This window comes from Bradyrhizobium sp. USDA 3315 (assembly GCF_054056795.1).
The window spans coordinates 7275274-7292551 of record NZ_JBSRYP010000001.1; the positions used below are offsets into that span (position 1 = coordinate 7275274).

General features: G+C 65.3%; 18 protein-coding genes and 1 pseudogene. 12 read left to right on the forward strand and 7 right to left on the reverse strand.

Annotation, left to right across the window (positions count from 1 at the left end; translation table 11 throughout):
* Positions 1–49: 49 nt before the first annotated feature.
* Positions 50–883, reverse strand: coding sequence for a helix-turn-helix domain-containing protein (locus ACVIYL_RS34175; protein ID WP_456780640.1), 834 nt, complete (start codon positions 881–883; stop codon positions 50–52).
* Positions 884–1330: 447 nt separating this feature from the next.
* Between ACVIYL_RS34175 and ACVIYL_RS34180 the strand changes: the two genes are divergently transcribed.
* From ACVIYL_RS34180 to ACVIYL_RS34190, 3 genes are read left to right on the forward strand one after another with little or no spacing between them, the layout of a single operon-like run.
* Positions 1331–2440 carry a DUF2336 domain-containing protein gene (locus tag ACVIYL_RS34180; protein WP_253608868.1) on the forward strand — a complete coding sequence of 370 codons (1110 nt, stop codon included), beginning with the start codon at positions 1331–1333 and terminating at the stop codon, positions 2438–2440.
* 8 nt (positions 2441–2448) lie between these two features.
* Positions 2449–2751, forward strand: a complete 303-nt coding sequence (locus tag ACVIYL_RS34185; RefSeq protein ID WP_253608869.1) for a PilZ domain-containing protein — start codon at positions 2449–2451, stop codon at positions 2749–2751.
* 36 nt (positions 2752–2787) lie between these two features.
* On the forward strand, positions 2788–2979 hold the full coding sequence (locus tag ACVIYL_RS34190) for a hypothetical protein (RefSeq protein ID WP_253608870.1): 192 nt from the start codon (positions 2788–2790) through the stop codon (positions 2977–2979).
* Positions 2980–3004: 25 nt separating this feature from the next.
* On the opposite strand, the pseudogene ACVIYL_RS34195 reads toward ACVIYL_RS34190, so the two are convergent.
* Positions 3005–3580, reverse strand: a pseudogene (locus tag ACVIYL_RS34195) (MBL fold metallo-hydrolase); the annotation flags it as partial.
* A gap of 172 nt (positions 3581–3752) precedes the next feature.
* Between ACVIYL_RS34195 and ACVIYL_RS34200 the strand changes: the two are divergent.
* The 4 genes from ACVIYL_RS34200 to ACVIYL_RS34215 all read left to right on the forward strand — a co-directional run bounded on the left by ACVIYL_RS34200 (position 3753) and on the right by ACVIYL_RS34215 (position 7058).
* Positions 3753–4664 (forward strand): dienelactone hydrolase family protein, encoded by a 912-nt coding sequence (locus ACVIYL_RS34200; RefSeq protein ID WP_253608872.1) that lies wholly within the window; start codon positions 3753–3755, stop codon positions 4662–4664.
* Positions 4665–4729: 65 nt separating this feature from the next.
* On the forward strand, positions 4730–5704 hold the full coding sequence (locus tag ACVIYL_RS34205; protein ID WP_253608873.1) for a glycerophosphodiester phosphodiesterase family protein: 975 nt from the start codon (positions 4730–4732) through the stop codon (positions 5702–5704).
* A 76-nt stretch (positions 5705–5780) separates the two neighbouring features.
* A complete protein-coding gene (locus ACVIYL_RS34210) occupies positions 5781–6413 on the forward strand; it encodes a DapH/DapD/GlmU-related protein (protein WP_253608874.1) in 633 nt (210 codons plus the stop codon).
* Positions 6414–6521: 108 nt separating this feature from the next.
* Entirely contained in the window at positions 6522–7058 is a 537-nt protein-coding gene (locus ACVIYL_RS34215) for an REP-associated tyrosine transposase (protein ID WP_253608875.1), read from the forward strand.
* A gap of 56 nt (positions 7059–7114) precedes the next feature.
* On the opposite strand, the gene ACVIYL_RS34220 is transcribed toward ACVIYL_RS34215, so the two are convergent.
* Positions 7115–8737, reverse strand: a complete 1623-nt coding sequence (locus ACVIYL_RS34220) for an ABC-F family ATP-binding cassette domain-containing protein (RefSeq protein ID WP_253608876.1) — start codon at positions 8735–8737, stop codon at positions 7115–7117.
* A gap of 159 nt (positions 8738–8896) precedes the next feature.
* On the opposite strand from ACVIYL_RS34220, the gene ACVIYL_RS34225 reads away from it, so the two are divergent.
* A complete protein-coding gene (locus tag ACVIYL_RS34225) occupies positions 8897–9340 on the forward strand; it encodes a DMT family transporter (protein WP_016843015.1) in 444 nt (147 codons plus the stop codon).
* A gap of 10 nt (positions 9341–9350) precedes the next feature.
* On the opposite strand, the gene ACVIYL_RS34230 is transcribed toward ACVIYL_RS34225, so the two are convergent.
* A complete protein-coding gene (locus ACVIYL_RS34230) occupies positions 9351–10055 on the reverse strand; it encodes a GrlR family regulatory protein (protein WP_057019933.1) in 705 nt (234 codons plus the stop codon).
* A gap of 288 nt (positions 10056–10343) precedes the next feature.
* Here ACVIYL_RS34230 and ACVIYL_RS34235 point away from each other — a divergent pair, with 288 nt between their 5' ends.
* The 4 genes from ACVIYL_RS34235 (at position 10344) to ACVIYL_RS34250 (ending at position 15504) form a co-directional block, all read left to right on the forward strand.
* Positions 10344–11435, forward strand: a complete 1092-nt coding sequence (locus tag ACVIYL_RS34235) for a hypothetical protein (protein ID WP_253608877.1) — start codon at positions 10344–10346, stop codon at positions 11433–11435.
* A gap of 145 nt (positions 11436–11580) precedes the next feature.
* Positions 11581–14355 (forward strand): xanthine dehydrogenase family protein molybdopterin-binding subunit, encoded by a 2775-nt coding sequence (locus ACVIYL_RS34240; RefSeq protein WP_456781917.1) that lies wholly within the window; start codon positions 11581–11583, stop codon positions 14353–14355.
* Positions 14352–14876: a (2Fe-2S)-binding protein gene (locus ACVIYL_RS34245; protein WP_253608878.1), complete on the forward strand. Its 525-nt coding sequence runs from the start codon at positions 14352–14354 to the stop codon at positions 14874–14876. The genes ACVIYL_RS34240 and ACVIYL_RS34245 overlap by 4 nt, the downstream gene beginning before the upstream one ends.
* 10 nt (positions 14877–14886) lie before the next feature.
* The gene (locus tag ACVIYL_RS34250; RefSeq protein ID WP_253608879.1) at positions 14887–15504 is read left to right on the forward strand and encodes an Isoquinoline 1-oxidoreductase subunit; all 618 of its coding nucleotides are present in this window, start codon (positions 14887–14889) and stop codon (positions 15502–15504) included.
* Positions 15505–15520: 16 nt separating this feature from the next.
* Here the strand turns inward: ACVIYL_RS34250 and ACVIYL_RS34255 are convergent, their stop codons facing one another.
* The 3 genes from ACVIYL_RS34255 to ACVIYL_RS34265 all read right to left on the reverse strand — a co-directional run bounded on the left by ACVIYL_RS34255 (position 15521) and on the right by ACVIYL_RS34265 (position 17274).
* Positions 15521–15670 (reverse strand): hypothetical protein, encoded by a 150-nt coding sequence (locus ACVIYL_RS34255; RefSeq protein ID WP_092086355.1) that lies wholly within the window; start codon positions 15668–15670, stop codon positions 15521–15523.
* Positions 15671–15733: 63 nt separating this feature from the next.
* The gene (locus ACVIYL_RS34260) at positions 15734–16555 is read right to left on the reverse strand and encodes a tetratricopeptide repeat protein (RefSeq protein ID WP_253608880.1); all 822 of its coding nucleotides are present in this window, start codon (positions 16553–16555) and stop codon (positions 15734–15736) included.
* A 32-nt stretch (positions 16556–16587) separates the two neighbouring features.
* On the reverse strand, positions 16588–17274 hold the full coding sequence (locus ACVIYL_RS34265; protein WP_225163023.1) for a substrate-binding domain-containing protein: 687 nt from the start codon (positions 17272–17274) through the stop codon (positions 16588–16590).
* Positions 17275–17278 lie beyond the last annotated feature (4 nt).

A 17278-nucleotide genomic window follows, 5' to 3' on the forward strand; every position in this document is an offset into this window, starting at 1 on the left:
GTACCCACAGGCTCGTCGGCGGCCGTTAAGATTCCGTTCAGATCGATGGTTACGAACCGTGTCCGCGGGACGGATCGGCGCGGGTGGCGCCCGGACGGCGCGAGGCGGCCAGCGTCTCCGACGGCGCTTCCCCGAACTGCGACCGATAGCTGCGCGAAAAATCGCTCAAGTGCCAAAATCCGTAGGCCAGCGCGCACGTCTTGACGCTCGGCGCACCGGCCAGCAGTTGCTGGCGCACCAGCCAGAGCCGGCGCAACCGCAAATAGCGATGCAGGCTGACGCCCCGGTAGCGCTGGATGGCGTCATGCAGCGTGCGCACCGACACGCCGATCTGCCTGGCAAGTTCGCCGCTGTAGATCGGGTGCGCCACGTCGCCTGCCAGAATTGCGCGCGCGTCGTTGAAGACCTTGAACTGGCGCGTCGTGTTGGCCCGCGTCGTCCACTTGGCCGGCACGATCTCGGCGAAGGCGTTGTCGATCGCGGCAAGCAGCGTCTCCTTGATCGACTCGCCGCTAGCGAACTGGGCATCCTCGGTCGGCTGCGAGGTCACGAGCAGGATGTGCCTTACCACTTCACGCAGCCGATCCTGCGCGCGTTGAGAAATTTCGTGGATGCTGAAATGAAGACCCGCCCGCGGCCAGCCGCGGTCGACAATCTCCGGCGTGAACATCACCGAGGCATATTGGCGGGGCGTCTCCTCCACCGAGGTGTAGAACGCGCCGCCGCCACCGAGCACAATGACCGCGCGATCGCGCTCGACGCCGTTGAAGCGGATCGGGACCCCGTCATCCATCGTGAAGCCGACCGCAGTGGTGTGCGGCGCAAGCTGTGCGTCGACGATCCGCGGAAAGGACTGCGTGTAGTTGAGCTCGCATCCCGGCAAACTCAGGATGACCTGCTCGGCCGAAATCTTCCGCGCAAGTGGCGTGAAATCAACATCCAGATTTCGGATCGAACTCCGGAATGCATCAACATCGTCAAAACGAAAGACTCTCGGCACCGGTAATGGCGCCGTCAAATGACCGCTCCCGTGAAATGCTCTTGAAAAATTGCGCGCGACGCGGCGCCTTGCGCGCCGGCCGCATCAATAAATTCCATGCACAAAATGCGAATCGTCCAATAGGTTCAATCAGGAAAAATGCGGTCCGTTCGTCGAACCGGACAATCCGCCAATGTAACGCGGCTGCCGAATTTCGATAGTCTTTAGCGGGATATCCACCGCCGCAATCGGCCCTCCCCATCAATTTCTATACCCCTATTAAAGATTCGAGGAGCAAATTGGCATCGGGAACGATGATGTTCCTCGTCGCGGACCATTTTAGAGACCGCAATGACAGTTATTGCCTCGCCCGATCTTATTGCCAAACTCGACCATGTCTTGAAAGCTGGCTCGCCCGACCTCCGCACGCGCATGCTGCAGGAGGTGGCCGGGTTGTTTCTCGAAGACGCTCACCGCCTCAGCGCGCACCACGTCGAGATGTTCGACGGCATCCTGGTCCGCCTGACCGAGAGCGTCGAACTACGGACCCTGACCACGCTCAGCCGCTCGTTTGCCGATTTGCGCCTGGTGCCGCGGGAACTCGCGCGCCGTCTGGCCAACCATGACGACGCCGATGTCGCCGCTCCGATCCTGCGCAAATGCGAATGCCTCCCCGATGCCGACCTGATCGACATCGCCTGGATGCGGGCCGAGGGACACCTCTGCGCGATCGCAGGACGCAAGGCCGTCAATGCGGAGCTCACGGACATTCTCCTGATGCGAGGCGACAGCAGCGTGCTTCGAGTCCTCGCGCGCAATCCCGGCGCTGATCTGACCAGCGCAGGCCTCGCCATGATGGTCGATGCCGCCGAGCGCGACGACGACATCGCCGACGCGCTGATATCGCGCAGCGACCTGCCCCATCGCGTTCTTGTCGACCTCGTGATGCGATCAACGCCGCGCCAACAGGCCCGGCTGCTCAAACGCGCACGCCTCGACATTCAGGACGCGATCCGCGCTGCGATCGATGCCAGCGCAGCCCGCGCCTCCGCAACCCCACCAGCCACAATCGACTATGCGGAGGCGCGGGCCACCGTGCTGGCCTTGAACAGAACCGGGCGGTTGAACGATTCCAGCGTCAACCGTTTCGCGATCAGGCGAGAGGTCCGCAACGTCGTTGCGGCGCTGGCGCAGCTCGCAACCGTTCCGATCGAGACGATCGCACCGCTGATGGAAGCCGCCGACATCAGCGGGCTCGTGATCGCCTGCCGCGCATCGCGACTGAACTGGAACACGACGGCTGCCATCGTCAGCTACCGGAAGGCCGGGCTGACGGTTGCACCCGAGGAGCTGCAGCGCGCACGGGACATGTTTGAAGGACTGGCGCTATCCAACGCGCAGCGCACGATCCGGTTTGGTTCGCTTAGCGAGCTGACCGCGAAGCGCTCCCAGGCAGTGTGAGTGATGCAATGACGTATGGTGACCGCAGGGCGGAGCGCGTCAAGCTCGAGACGCGCTATCCCGTCAATCTCATGGGTGTCGACGGCACGTGGCGGCGGAGTTGCATCCTGCTCGACGTCTCGCAGAGCGGGGCCCGGCTCGAGGTCGACGGATCGCTCGATGTGCTGAAGGCCCAGGAGTTCTTCCTGGTGCTGTCCTCGCGTGGACTGGCCTTCCGCCGCTGCGAGCTGGTTCGCGTCGACGGTGCCGAGATCGGCGTGAGGTTCATCGAAGAGAGACGGCGAAAGGGACGCCCCGTCATTCCAAGGTGAGGATTGCCGCAACCGGCCCGAAGGGAAGTTGACGACATGACCGTACAGAGAGCGACCAACATCAGGGTATCGACCACCTCCGCCGCACCGTTGCGCGGGACCATCGAGATCGACTGCGCCGGCACCGTCGCGACGTTTGCGATCGACGAGGAAATGGCGCATCGCCTGTGCGCCGATCTGGAACGGTTTCTGACCCAGGTCCCGCGCCGGACCCGCGCAGCGCGGTGACCTTGAGCTACCGACTGTCGCGCGCCTACTCCCGCTTGAAGCGATAGTCGAAGCGATCGCCATCCGCCTTGATCAGGCCGACCGTCGGGGCCGGAAAATGGATCGGCAGGATCAGCGTGTCGGTCTCGGCAACGGAGGCAAAGAATTTCCGCCGCGATATCGCCGACTGCTTCGGGTCCCAATCGGGCTTGGCCGACCATTCCGGTTCGCGGCACTGGATTGCATGGTGCATCAGGTCTCCGGCGACCACCGCGCGCTGCCCCTTCGAGAAGATGTTGATGCAGCAATGGCAGGGCGAATGGCCCGGGGTCGGCGTCAGCGTCACGGTGTCGTCGAGCGCGTAGTCGTCGTCGACCAGGAGCGCCTGCCCGGCCTCGACGATCGGCAGGCAATTGTCGCGGAACACCGTACCGGGCGGATTGGCGCCCTTGGCGTTCTCGGCCTCCCAGGCCGCATACTCGCCCTTGTGGAAGACGTATTTCGCGTTCGGGAAGGTCGGCACCCAGCGCCCGTCGCGCAGCGTCGTATTCCAGCCGGTGTGGTCGATGTGCAGATGGGTGCAGAACACATAATCGATCTGCTCATAGGAGATGCCGAGCGCCACGGTCCTTCGCGCTCGATCACCGCGTCGATCGTGATGTCGCCGATCCTGATCTGCTTCATGGTTGTTTCGCTCCCGGTTTTTTGTAAAGCGTAGCGGGCGGCACCTCGCCTCACAAGCCGAGCGCCGTGCAGCACGCCATGCGGCTTTGCATTGCTGGAAGGAAACAACCATGCCGCAATTCATCCGAAATCCTGTTCATGCTGCGGGAATGACCCATCGCGCGATTCCGATCGTCCTCCTGATGCTTACGACATTGCCGACAGCGGCGGCAGCCGCGCCCGACACCGTTTTCTTTCCGAGCGCCGACGGCAAGACCGAGATCGTCGGCTACCTGTTCAGGCCGCAAAAGCCGGGTCCGCACCCCGCGATCGTGCTGCTGCACGGCCGCGGCGGCCCCTATTCGACCAACGTCAACAAGGACTGCACGCTGGTGTCGCGGACCAATCCGTCGGCGGCCTGCAATGCCGGCAGCCTGTCCAAGCGCCACGCGATGTGGGGACAGTATTGGGCCGACCACGGCTATTTCGCGCTGCTGCCGGACAGTTTTGGTCCGCGCGGCAAGGCGCACGGCTTCGGCCGCTTCACGCATGACGATCCTGATCGCAGCGACGTCAATGAAAGGACCGTGCGGCCGCTCGACGCCGAGGGCGCGCTGAGCTGGCTGCGCAGCCAGCAGGAGATCAGCGGCAACCGCATCTTCCTGCAGGGATGGTCGAACGGCGGCAGCACCGCGCTGAACGTGATGCAGCGGCAAGGCGCGGCGACGTCGGGCTATCGTGCCGCGCTCGTGTTCTATCCGGGCTGCGGGCCGGCCGCGCTGCTGGCGCAGACGCTCAGGTCGGCAGCACCGATCACGATGTTGCTCGGCACGGACGACGAGGAAGTATCGCCCGACCGCTGCCGGGACGTCGCCAGCCGCTCCATTGCCGCCGGCAGCAAGATCGACGTCGTGGTTTATCCGGGTGCCACCCACGATTTCGACGATCCCGGCCGTCGCCGCCAGTCGAATCTCGCCAACAGCGCGGCGCTCCAGGACGCGATGGTGCGGGCGATTGCCGCAGTGGACGGCTTGAAGGATTAGGCCGCCGCAAATCGACCAGAAAGCACCCCTACCCGGGCCGGCGATCCAGCAAGGAACCGAGTCGCTTGGGCAGGAAACTGAAATACGCGGCAGCGACGATCGTCGCCGTCGCCGCCGCAATCTACCTCAACAACACCAGCCTTCTCGCAACGCATGCCGGCGGCAAGCCGGTGCTGCTCGCCCATCGCGGCATGGCGCAGCGTTTCGACGAGCGCGACCTCAGGAACGACACCTGCACCGCGGCGCGCATGCTGCCGCCGAGCCATGACTATCTCGAGAACACGGTCCGCTCGATGCAAGCGAGCTTCGAGCGCGGCGCCGATATCGTCGAGCTCGACGTCCATCCGACGACCGACGGCGAGTTCGCGGTGTTTCACGACTGGACCGTCGATTGCCGCACCGATGGCCAGGGCGTCACCCGCGAACAGCCGATGGCGCGGCTGAAGATGCTCGATATCGGCTATGGCTACACGGCCGATGGCGGCAAGACCTTCCCGTTCCGCGGCAAGGGCATCGGCCTGATGCCGTCGCTGGACGAGGTGCTTAAGACCTTTCCGGATCGCCGGCTCTTGATCAACGTCAAGAGCCGCGATCCCGCCGAGGGCGAGAAGCTCGCAACGGTCTTGAACCGGCTCGCCGCCGAGCGGCGCAAGCTGATCTTGGTTTATGGCGGCGACGAGCCGATCGAGACGATCCGGCGGCTTGCGCTGGAAACCCGCACCATTTCCCGCGCGGCGCTCAAGAGCTGCCTCATCCGCTATATCGGCTATGGCTGGACCGGCATCGTGCCTGATGCCTGCCGCAACGCCATCGTGCTGGTGCCGATCAACTACGCGCCATGGCTATGGGGATGGCCGGACCGCTTCCTCAACCGCATGGCCGCAGCCAACAGCGCGGTCTTCGTGCTCGGGCCTTATCAGGGCGGCGAATTCTCGACCGGGGTTGACGATGCCGACCTGTTCAGGCGCCTGCCCGAAAGCTATTCCGGCGGGATCTGGACCAACGAGATCGAGACCATCGCCCGCCTCGCCGGGCGTTAGATCCGGCCTCCTCCCGTCATCTCTCCGTCATAGAAATTGTGCGACTGAAGCGGCTCGTCGCATCGAGGACAACGCTATGAACGCACCGAGCCTGACCCGCCCCAAGATCGCCGAAACCGTCATCGAGCCGACGGTCAAGCTGCGCGAGGTCAGGGTCGGACGTTGCTGTGAGGTTCTCGGCGACACCGCGATCGAATACACCGAGCTTGGCGACTACTCCTATCTCGGCAGCGGCTGCATCGTCGCCGACGCCGTGATCGGCCGCTTCTGCGCGATTGCGGCGCAGGTCCGGATCGGCGCGCCCAATCATCCGCTCGAGCGCCCCTCCCAGCATCGCTTCACCTATTGTCCGGAATATTACACCGCCTCAGCCGAGCGCGATCATGACTTCTTCAGGAACCGACGCGCGGATCGCGTCGTGATCGGTAACGACGTCTGGATCGGCCACGGCGTGATCGTGCTGCCCGGCGTCACCGTCGGAGACGGCGCGGTGCTGGCGGCCGGCGCCGTGGTCTCGCGCGATGTCGCGCCCTACACCATCGTCGGCGGCGTGCCGGCCCGGCCGATCAAGGAGCGGTTCAACCGAAAGATCGCCGCCGAGCTGTCGCAGATCGCCTGGTGGAACTGGCCGGCTGAAACCCTCTGGGAGCGCCTGCCGGAATTCCAGTCCGGCGACGTCGAGGCGTTTTGCGCGCGATGGCGGACTTGAGCATAGGACTGACGCGGATTTCGCTTCGCTCCATCCGGGCTACGGGATAGAGCCGTTTGACTTCGTAGCCCGGATGGAGCGAAGCGAAATCCGGGGTAAGCTAGCCGCATGGTACAATATCGGCGTAACTTCATACCCGGCGGCACGTTCTTCTTCACAGTCACATTGGAAGATCGGACTTCGTCGCTACTGGTCGAACAAGGCGGGCTGTTGCGCGATGCCTTTCGCGCAGCGCGCGCCAAGAAGCCGTTCACGCTGGATGCCATCGTGATCCTGCCAGATCACCTGCATACGGTCATGACACTACCACCCGGCGACAGCGACTTCCCGGATCGCTGGCGGCAGATCAAGAGTTACTTCACGCGCGCCGTTGTTGCCGCCGGCGTGCCGCTCTCGGTAAACCACCGCGGCGAGTACCCGCTTTGGCAGCGACGGTTTTGGGAACACACCATCCGTAATGAACGCGATCTCGAACGTTGCGTCGACTACGTCCATTACAATCCGACCAAACACCGCCTCGTTTCCTCGCCTGTCGACTGGCAACACACGTCTCTTCACCGATATGTCCGGGGTGGGATATTGCCGGCTGATTGGGGCGGTAGCGGAGCTATGGACAACGACGACTTCGGCGAGCGGAAGGACTGACCCGGATTTCGCTTCGCTTCATCCGGGCTACGAAGTGGGCGGGGTAATCGCGAACGCTAGCTCCGCAGTCCCGGCGCTTCCTGGCCGGTACGCGCGACATATTCAGTGTAGCCGCCGCCATATTGATGGATGCCGTCAGGGGTCAGCTCCAGCACGCGGTTGGAGAGCGCGGCGAGGAAGTGCCGGTCGTGCGAGACGAACAGCATCGTGCCCTCGAACTCGGAGAGCGCATTGATCAGCATCTCCTTGGTGGCGAGATCGAGATGGTTGGTCGGCTCGTCCAGCACCAGGAAGTTCGGCGGATCGAACAGCATCTTGGCCATCACCAGCCGCGCCTTCTCGCCGCCCGAGAGCACCCGGCACTTCTTCTCGACGTCGTCGCCGGAGAAGCCGAAGCAGCCGGCGAGCGCGCGAAGGCTGCCCTGGCCGGCCTGCGGAAACGCGTCCTCCAGCGACTGGAACACGGTGCGCTCGCCATCGAGCAGGTCCATCGCATGCTGGGCGAAATAGCCCATCTTGACGCTGCCGCCGACCGCGACCGCGCCGTCGTCGGGCTCGGTTGAACCGGCGACCAGCTTCAGGAGCGTCGACTTGCCGGCACCGTTGATGCCCATCACGCACCAGCGCTCCTTGCGACGGATCATGAAGTCGAGGCCGTCATAAATGCGCTTGCTGCCATAGGCCTTGTGGACGTTCTTCAGGCTGACGACATCCTCGCCCGAGCGCGGTGCCGGCTGAAATTCGAACGCCACGGTCTGCCGCCGCCGCGGCGGCTCGACCCGTTCGATCTTGTCGAGCTTCTTGACCCGGCTCTGCACCTGGGCGGCGTGCGAGGCGCGCGCCTTGAAGCGCTCGATGAATTTGATCTCCTTGGCGAGCATTGCCTGCTGCCGCTCGAACTGCGCCTGCTGCTGCTTGTCGGAGAGCGCGCGCTGCTGTTCGTAGAACTCGTAATTGCCGGAATAGGTGGTGAGCTGGCCGGCGTCGATCTCGACCACCTTGTTGATGATCCGGTTGATGAACTCGCGGTCATGCGAGGTCATCAGCAACGCGCCCTCATAGCCTTTCAGGAACTGCTCGAGCCAGATCAGGCTTTCGAGATCGAGATGGTTGCTCGGCTCGTCGAGCAGCATGACGTCCGGACGCATCAAGAGGATGCGCGCCAGCGCCACCCGCATCTTCCAGCCGCCGGAGAGTTTGCCGACGTCGCCGTCCATCATCTCCTGGCTGAAGCCGAGACCAGCCAGCGCCTCGCGCGCGCGGCCGTCGAGCGCATAGCCGTCGAGCTCCTCGAACTGATGCTGCACCTCGCCATAGCGCGCGATGATATCGTCCATCTCGTCGGCCTTGTCGGGGTCGGCCATCGCGGCCTCGAGTTCCCTGAGTTCGGCCGCGACCACGCTGACGGGCCCTGCCCCATCCATCACCTCGGCGACCGCGCTGCGGCCGGACATCTCGCCGACATCCTGGCTGAAATAGCCGATCGAGATGCCGCGATCGAGCGAGACCTGGCCCTCGTCCGGGATTTCCCGGCCCGAGATCATCCGGAACAGCGTGGTCTTGCCGGCGCCGTTCGGCCCGACGAGGCCGATCTTCTCGCCCTTCTGGAGCGCCGCGGAGGCTTCGATGAAGAGGATCTGGTGGCCGACTTGCTTGGAGACGTTATCGAGGCGGATCATGCTCTAATACTGGGGAACTGAGGGTTTGCGGCCTCTTATTCGATCTGGGACGTGGGTGGAAGCCCATTCCGCAGGTTCGTGCCGCGTTTCGTGCATGCCACGATCGTTGCCAATCGAATATGACATGAAGCGGTTCGACGATCGGTTTTGGGGCATCTTATGCAAGTCTGGTTTCTCTATCTGCTCGCGCTCGGCGCCGGCATCTGCGTCGCCGTTCAGCAGGTCCTGAACGGCAATCTCAGGTCAGCCCTCAACTCGCCGGCCTGGGCCGGGCTCGTCAGCTATCTCGGCGGGCTCGTGACGATGGCGGTCGTGCTGGTCGCGACGCGCGAGCCGGTGCCGTCCTGGAAGCTGGTGACGGCGGTGCCGTGGTGGGCCTGGAGCGGCGGCGTCCTCGGCGGCATCTTTATCCTGCTGATGATCCTGCTGCTGCCGCCACTCGGCGCCGCGACCCTGCTGGCACTGGTGGTTGCGGGTCAAATGCTCGCGGGCATCGCGATGGACCATTTCGGCTTGTTCGGGCTGGCGCAGCACCCGGTGTCGGTTTCACGGCTGGCCGGCATCGCGCTGATCATCGGCGGCGTGCTTCTGATCAAGGATTGACGGGCTCTCGTCAGGCGCGGCGCATCAGGCGCAATTCGGCGGACAGGCGAAGGCTGCGCTTGCCGGCCAGCGCGATGCCTTCGAGCTCGGCACCGTCCGCACGGCACGAACCGGCAAAACCGATGCCGACTTCATAACCGCCGAACACCGGGTACTCGCCCTTCGCCGGCGTATGCTCCTGGTTGACGATCTCGCCTCGCCAGCGGCCATCGGCCGACGAATACGAACCGAGATAGTAGAAGAACGCATCGCCGCCGAGGATGCGGCCGTCCATCAGCAGCATGACCCCGGTGAGCCCGGCATCGACACCGTCGAGCGCGCGCAGATGGATCGAGTACAGTCCGTTGACGATGCCGCCGGGACCGACCGCCCCGCGCGGCGGCAAGGCCTCGTCGTCGAGCGGCGCCAAATTCGCCCAGAACACGCCGTCCGGCATGGCGTCAGCCTTGCCCTCGAGCAGGATGGTGGACCCCTCGCTCCTGCCGCGCACCTTGATGACGGTGACGTCGGCGCCCATCAGCGGCTTGAAGTTCGGATCGTCATTGTGGCGCTCGGTGATCACCTCGGCGGCGATCTCGCCTTCCGTCACCTGATAGGTGCCGAGATGGGCAAAGGCCGAATTGCCGCCCAGCATCCTGCCGTCATGCATGCACATGATGCTGCGGCCGAATGCGCCGTTGATGCCGTACTCGACCTTGTAAAGTCCGTTGAGCACGCAAAAAATCCAAAAAAAATAAAATTGATTCTGTTCGCCACATAGCACCGGGCCGAACGCCGCACCATTGCGTCTTTTGGCGCAGGCAAACCCGCGATGTCCGGGTGTGGACAGCGGCCGATTCGTCGCTTAGCTGTAGGCACCGCCCGCGTCGTGCTGCGTCACGCGGGATCCGGTCTGCCGGTTCTCTACTCTCCCAGTTCATTGTGTCCAAGCATTTGCGCATTCCGCCAATGGTCGCGCGGCCGCACCCGGCCTCGACACAGGCGAGGCTTCGAGGAGCATCACATGATCAATCGCCTTGGCCTGGCCGCCGCGCTGGCGCTGCTGCTCGGCAGCGGTGGCACAGCCCTGGCGCAGTCGCTGCCCGACTATATGGGACCGATCTCCGGTAAGACCTCATCAACGCCGGCCGACGTCGCGACCAAGGACGTGCTCGCGCTCAACACCGGCATGTTCGAGCTCTATGGCGATGCGGCGCGGATTTTCCAGAAGAACATCCTCGACAAACACCCTGTGATCCTCGGCCTGTTCTCCGGCGCCGGCGGCCGCCTGATCCTGTACCGGCCAGGCAAGCCGCCTACCGAGGCGCCGCAGGTGCCGATCGTCTATCAGCTGCTCAAATCGGTCGGCCACAGCACGATGGCGCTGGCCGAAGTGGTCGGCCCCTATGTCAACAATCCCGACGACAAGGCATGGCGCGGGTCGATGCAGGCCTATCGCAGCCGGATGCAGTCGGCGCTCGACGGGCTCGATGCCACGCCGATGCAGGCGGACTGGCGCGACAACAACCGTGCCATCCTCAAGAACAACATCGCCTTCATGGATGAATGCCTCACCGCCGGCGCGATCCCCTTCGCGACGCTCGAGGCGTTCGGCAAGAAGCAGGCGCCGCTGCTCGCCAAGAACGTCGCCTGGGCCGCGCAGACCCAGGTCGCGCACTGGATGACGGTCATGGCCGACTGGAAATCCCAGCTCGGCGCCGACTGGGACAAGACCTACGGCGCGAGCAACACGATCTATGTAGCGCGGCAGAACAACGTGATCTTCAGCGTGCTGGCGCAGTTCTTCGGGCCTGACGCCATCAACAGCCGCCTGATGCTGATCGAGACGATCTCCTTCACCACCACGCCGTCGGACATGCTGGAGTCGCTGACCCGGATCATCGCGGACCGCTCGGTCGGCGCGCTGTTCTTCGGCAGCTATCACCTGATGGACTATGAGCTGATGGGGGGCGACGCGCGCGAGGCGATCATCGCCGAGACCAAGAAGCGCGGCATGACCGCCTTCCTGCCGCCGCTGGTGCCGTTCGGTTCCAAGCAGTGGCCGACGCTGATCACGCCAGGTCCGGGACCGGCCACCATCGCCGACCTGAAGTGAGCCCAAAGCTACAAGTGAGGCAGCTACGACCTATTGCGGCGTTGCGGTTGCGCTCGCTTTGCCGCAATACTTTCGCGTGTATTGCACCAATTGTTAAACCCCGGCGCGATATGCCGTCGTCGAGGTGTCGATGAAAGATCAGACCATGCGGCCTTCGCGACGCGATTTCGTGAAGTGGTTGTCGGCAGGCGGCATCTCGGTCAGCCTGTCGCATCTGGCGCTGGCGAAGGAACCGGCTTTCGCGACCCGCGAGACGCTGCCCGGCCGCGGCCATTTCAACCCGGCGGAAAAGGGCGCCGGCCGTGTCGACGGCGTCGCCAAGGTCACCGGCGCAAAACTCTACGCGTCCGACTTCCGCGCCGCCGACATGGCGGGCTGGCCCGCGACCACCGCGCACGCCATCCTGGTCCGCGCCGATGACGCGACGCATGTCTATGCCGGCATGGACCTCGCCCGTCTCGATGGTCCGGCAAAGCCGTCGGTTATCGTAACCGCTGCCGATCTCGACCGGATCGGCACGCGGGTCCCGGAGTTCTACACCGGCGACCTGTTCTGCCCGGTCGGCAAGACGCCGCTCTATCTCGGACAACCGATCGCGCTGTTGATCTTCGAGCAGTTCGACGCCTTCGACCGCGCGCGCCTCGCGCTGCGCGACGGCGGCTTCGTCAAATTCGGCGACGAGACCGGGCCGGTCATCCTGCCGAACTACGGCGCGTATCGCTTCACGCGCGTGGCGGGCGCCTCGCCTGACGCGCCCGACGTCTATTCGCCGATCCAGGCCGGTTGGGTTTCGCCGAGCCGCATCCAGAACGCGGCGCTGCCGGTCTGGCTGCCGCTCGCCAAGGAGACCAAGGCCGACTACGCCAAGGCCGCAACCCATGGCGAAGCGATCCGCGCCCAACTCGCCAAGGACGATCCGACACAGCTCGTGCTCGACCGCGAGTTCGAGACCCAGTCGGTCGATCCGATGTTCCTCGAGCCGGAGAGCGGGCTCGCCTGGTACCGCGACAACAGCGGCAATCTCGAACTGGTGCTCGGCGTGCAGTCGCCCTATGAGGCGACCGAGTCGATCGCCTTCATGCTCGGCAAGGCTCGCCCGCCGTTCCGGCCCTCGCACATCAACGCGCAGTTCGCCCATGTCGGCGGCGGCTTCGGCGGCCGCGACCATACCCCGTTCGTGCTTTACGTGGCGCTGGCGGCGATGTTCTTTCCGGGCCGTCCGGTGCGGCTGGCGCAGGACCGCTACCAGCAATTCCAGGGCGGCATCAAACGCCACCCGATCAAGATGCGCTCGCGGATCGGCATCGATCACGCGAGCGGCAAGATCACGGCATTCGCCGCCGACCATGTGCTCGACGGCGGCGGGCTCGCCAACTTCTCCGCCAATGTCGCGGTCGTTGCCGCGACGGCTGCGATCGGTATCTACGACATCCCGAAAGTCGACGTCACCACCGTGGCGCTGCATTCGCGCGGCGTCACCGCAGGCTCGATGCGCGGCTACGGCACGCTGCAGACCATGACCGCGCTCGAAGTCCTGATCGACGAGGCGGCGAGCGAGCTCAAGGTCGATCCGATCGCATTCCGGCGCAACAATGCGCTGAAGCAGAACGGCCGGACCATGACCGGCAATCCCTACATCGTGTCGGTGCGCACATCAGACATCCTCGACAAGCTCGAGAAGCATCCGATCTGGCGGCAGCGTGCTGACTTCAAGCAGAAGGCGCCGGAGGGGCGGCTGGTCGGCACCGGCGTCGCCTGCGTCACCAAGGATTACGGCTCGGGCGCGGATTGCTCGCTCGGCCGGGTCGAGATCGATGCCGAAGGACGGATCGCGATCCACTGCGACCACGTCGAGATGGGCAACGGCGTCGGCACCGCGCTCGCCAACCGGGTCGCGAGCCATCTCGGCGCCGTCGCCGACGAGGTCGCGGTCTCCCGCGTCGACAGCTACGACGCGCTCGGGCTCGTCACCTCGGGCGATCCCTACACGATGGATCAGAAGACCCAGGATCTCGCCGAGAAGAACCCGCGCTGGGTGCCGGCGATCAGCTCGGCAACCAGCGCGTCGATCGGCGCCCATGTCGGCACGCACTCGTCGGCCGAGGCGGCCCGCGTCATCTTCCGCTTCGGCCTGTGGCCGGCGGCGCTCGAGCTCTGGCACATCGCCAAGGCCGATCCCCGCACCCGCCAATGGGACAAGGCGCACTGGAAGGATGGCCAGCTGGTGCTCGACGATCTCGCGCCGCTACCCTTGCCAAAGCTTGCCGCGACCGCGCATGCGCGCGGCTTCGTCACCGGCGCCATCGCGCACAGCTTCTCGCGCTGGGCCTGGTCGCGCGCCCGCTTCCCGCTGTTCGGCGAGCAGTACCGCGCCGAGATCGACGCGCTCGCTGTTCGTCGCGGCCGAAGCCAGTTCGAGCGGATCGACCGAACAAGCGTGAAATTCCCGCCGACCGACAACAACCGGATCGGCACCGCCTACACCTCGATGTGCGGCACGCTGGTCCGCATCGAGATCGAGCGCGCGACTGGCATCTTGCGCATCGCCAGGGCCTACAGCGTGTTCGAATGCGGCCAGGCGCTGGTCCCCGAAGTGGTGCTCGGCCAGTCGCATGGCGGGTTCGCGATGGGCGTCGGCTACGCGTTGCTGGAAACCCTGCCGCCGTTCGAAGGCGGGCCCGGCAACGGGCAGTGGAATCTCGGCCAGTACCTGATCGCGCGCGGCTCCGACCTGCCGCTGCACGATCTCGAGATCGAGATGCTGCCGCCGCTGACGCCGGACGAGCCGCCGAAGGGCATGGCCGAGGTGGTGATGATCCCGATCGTGCCGGCGCTGCTCAACGCCATCAACGATGCCACCGGCCACCGCTTCCGCTCACTGCCGGTGACAACAAGCCTGCTCAAGGGAGCGCTGGCGTGACGACGCTCAACCTTACCATCAACGGCCAGAAGCACGGCCCGATCGAGGTCCGCGACGACCTCTCGATGAACGATTTCCTTCGGGAAATGCTCGGGATGACCGGCACCAAGTTCGGCTGCGGCGCCGCGCAATGCTTGAGCTGTGCCGTTATCATCGATAATCCCGACGGCACGAGCTACACCACCCCGACCTGCGTGGTGCCGGCGGCCAATTTCGACGGCAAGGCGATCCGCACCGTCGAGGGCCACGCCAGGGACGGCGAACTCTCGGCGTTGCAGCGCGCCTTCATCGACCACTTCGCGTTCCAGTGCGGCTATTGCACGGCCGGTTTCCTCAACGAAGGCCAGGTGCTGCTCGAACGGCTGGCGAAGGCGCCGGTGGCGCGGGACCAGCTCGAGAGCGTCATTGCGGATGCGCTCGACGGCCATCTGTGCCGTTGCACCGGCTACATCAAGTATCACCAGGCGGTGCGCGACGTGATCCTCGCCGATTCCAAACGCTATCTGACCGCCAGCAAGTGAGCGCGCAAGAATGCCATCGGAAACGTGGTTTCGGATCGTTGCGGTGCTGACGGCGCTCGCGACCAGCCTGTGCGCAGGCTACGCGGCGTCGGAAAGCGCGAGCCACGCCCTCGCCTCGCCGGAAAGCTTTGCCGGCATCGAGAATGTCGAGCAGCGCTCGGCGGCGATCTTCACCGAGCTCGGCAAGGTGTTGACGCATCCGCGCTGCACCAATTGCCATCCCGCCGGCGACAGCCCGCGGCAGGGCGACATCAGCCGCATGCATCAGCCGCCGGTGACGCGCGGTGCGGACGGCCACGGCAAGGACGCCATGCGCTGCTCGATCTGTCACCAGCACGCCAATTTCGACCCCGGTCGGGTGCCGGGACACCCGGAATGGCACCTTGCGCCGCGCGAGATGGCATGGGCCGGCAAGACCGTCGGCGAGATTTGCGCGCAAATCCGCGACCCCGCGCGCAATGGCGGCCGCAAGGTCGAGGAGCTGGTCGAGCATATCGGCAAGGACACGCTGGTGGGCTGGGCCTGGCATCCCGGCTTCGGCCGCGCACCGGCACCGGGCACGCAGGCGCAGGCCGGCGCGCTGGTCGAGGCCTGGGTGAAGACCGGCGCGGCCTGCCCAGTGCCTTAAGTCGCGCAACTCCGAACTAGTGGCGCTTGAAATACTGCACGTCGCGCTCGTGCTTCTCCGCCGCCGCGCGCGACTTGAAGGTGCCGAGATTGCGGCGCTTGCCGGTCTTCGGATTGACCTTGCGGGAATAGAGCCGGTACTCGCCGGAACTTAGTTTGCGGATCATCGCAACGCCTCGCCAATGCCTTTCGCATGTCAACGACATGCCGCGGAGAGCGTTCCAGTTCGGTTAGAAGCAGAGATTGGTCACGGCATTGCCGCGCTTGTCCTTGATGACATAGGGACAGCGGGCCCGCTCCAGCGCCTTCTTGGCATCCTCGTCGCCGAGCGCCGCCGCCCGCTCGTAATAAGCTTTCGCGGCATCGCTGTCCTTCGGCCCGCCGCGACCGGCCTGCGCGAAGGCGCCCATCCGCTCCAGCGCGCCCGGATGGTTCTGCGCAGCGGCCTTCTCGAACAGCGCCCGCGCGCCGACATCGTCCTGCGCGCCGCCCTGGCCTTCGGCCAGCATCATGCCGAGCTGGTACTGCGCTTCGGCATTGGTCTCGGCGGATTTGGCGAGCAATTCGCGCGCGCGTGCCGGATCAGCTGCCGCGCCGCCGCCGCCGAGCGCGGCGAGATTGCTGACGCCGCGCGCGTTGCCGGCCTGCGCCGCGCGCTCGAACAATTTGCGGGCCTGCGCCTCGTCTTTGGCAACGCCGGTGCCGTTGCCGTAGAGCACGCCGAGCTCGACCATCGCCGAGGTCGAGCCCTTGTCGGCGGCCTTGCGCCAAGCGCTTGCGGCTTCCGCCGTCTGCCGGTTGGCGGCATAGGCCCGGCCGAGCTGGTACATCGCGCGGCGCGACGATCTTGCGGCCACCGCGCAGTACTTGATCGCGGTCGCGATGTCGGCCGACGCGATGTCGGGCACGCCCTTCACGTCGGCCGGCTTGTCGGGATCGGTGGGATCGGCGGCAAGCCGGTCGCACAGCACGAGGTCGGCCGATTGCGCGTGGGCAGACACGGGCGCGGCAAGCGCCGCAGCAAAGACAATCGCGTGAAGTGGTTTGAACATGACCAGCAGGTTGCGTCGCGGTGCGGGCAAATTCAAGGCTCGAGCCCGGTCTCGCGCAGCACTGGCGCGACATCAGCCGACGACAGATAGCGCAGCAGATGATCGGCGGCCGCTGCGCGCTGCGAGGCTGCCATGCGGCCGGCGGAAAACACCGCCGGGGTCTGCAAATCCAGCGGAATCGGCCCGACGACCTCGATGCCCTCGATCTGCTTCAACTCACTGATCTGCTGGATTGCGAGATCGGCGTCGCCGCTGACGAGCTTTTCCGCGGTGAAGCCGCTCGGAATGATCACCGCCCGCGCGTTGATCGCCGCCACAATGCCGAGACGCGCGATCAGCTGCGCGAACAGGATGCCGCTGGCGCCGAGCCGCGAATAGGCCACCGCCCGCGCACCGAGCAGCGCCGCACGCAGCGCGGCTTCAGTTGCGATGTCGGGATGCGCCGCCCCCGCCTTCACCGCGACGCCGACATGGGAACGCGCAAGATCCACTGCGCTCTCCCGCGCAACGCGGCCCTCGCCGATCATCTCATCGAGGCCTTCGCGGGTCAGGATCACGAGGTCGGCGCCCTCGCCGCCGCGCAGGCGTTTGAGCAGCGCCAGCGTCGGCGCAAAATCGGCGTCGATCGCAACGCCGCTCGCCGCCTGATAGGCGGCGGCAAGCCGCGCGACCGCGCCCTTCAACGCCAGTGTCGAAAGAACACGAACCGAATTGCTCATATGG

Excerpts from the sequence above, each read along its gene's own strand:
- ACVIYL_RS34225 (WP_016843015.1), top strand. The coding sequence starts at position 8,897 with ATGCAAGTCTGGTTTCTCTATCTGCTCGCGCTCGGCGCCGGCATCTGC.
- ACVIYL_RS34200 (WP_253608872.1), top strand. The coding sequence starts at position 3,753 with ATGCCGCAATTCATCCGAAATCCTGTTCATGCTGCGGGAATGACCCAT.
- ACVIYL_RS34235 (WP_253608877.1), top strand. The coding sequence starts at position 10,344 with ATGATCAATCGCCTTGGCCTGGCCGCCGCGCTGGCGCTGCTGCTCGGC.
- ACVIYL_RS34190 (WP_253608870.1), top strand. The coding sequence starts at position 2,788 with ATGACCGTACAGAGAGCGACCAACATCAGGGTATCGACCACCTCCGCC.
- ACVIYL_RS34250 (WP_253608879.1), top strand. The coding sequence starts at position 14,887 with ATGCCATCGGAAACGTGGTTTCGGATCGTTGCGGTGCTGACGGCGCTC.
- ACVIYL_RS34210 (WP_253608874.1), top strand. The coding sequence starts at position 5,781 with ATGAACGCACCGAGCCTGACCCGCCCCAAGATCGCCGAAACCGTCATC.
- ACVIYL_RS34180 (WP_253608868.1), top strand. The coding sequence starts at position 1,331 with ATGACAGTTATTGCCTCGCCCGATCTTATTGCCAAACTCGACCATGTC.
- ACVIYL_RS34220 (WP_253608876.1), bottom strand. The coding sequence starts at position 8,737 with ATGATCCGCCTCGATAACGTCTCCAAGCAAGTCGGCCACCAGATCCTC.
- ACVIYL_RS34215 (WP_253608875.1), top strand. The coding sequence starts at position 6,522 with ATGGTACAATATCGGCGTAACTTCATACCCGGCGGCACGTTCTTCTTC.
- ACVIYL_RS34265 (WP_225163023.1), bottom strand. The coding sequence starts at position 17,274 with ATGAGCAATTCGGTTCGTGTTCTTTCGACACTGGCGTTGAAGGGCGCG.
- ACVIYL_RS34185 (WP_253608869.1), top strand. The coding sequence starts at position 2,449 with ATGACGTATGGTGACCGCAGGGCGGAGCGCGTCAAGCTCGAGACGCGC.
- ACVIYL_RS34255 (WP_092086355.1), bottom strand. The coding sequence starts at position 15,670 with ATGATCCGCAAACTAAGTTCCGGCGAGTACCGGCTCTATTCCCGCAAG.
- ACVIYL_RS34240 (WP_456781917.1), top strand. The coding sequence starts at position 11,581 with ATGCGGCCTTCGCGACGCGATTTCGTGAAGTGGTTGTCGGCAGGCGGC.
- ACVIYL_RS34260 (WP_253608880.1), bottom strand. The coding sequence starts at position 16,555 with ATGTTCAAACCACTTCACGCGATTGTCTTTGCTGCGGCGCTTGCCGCG.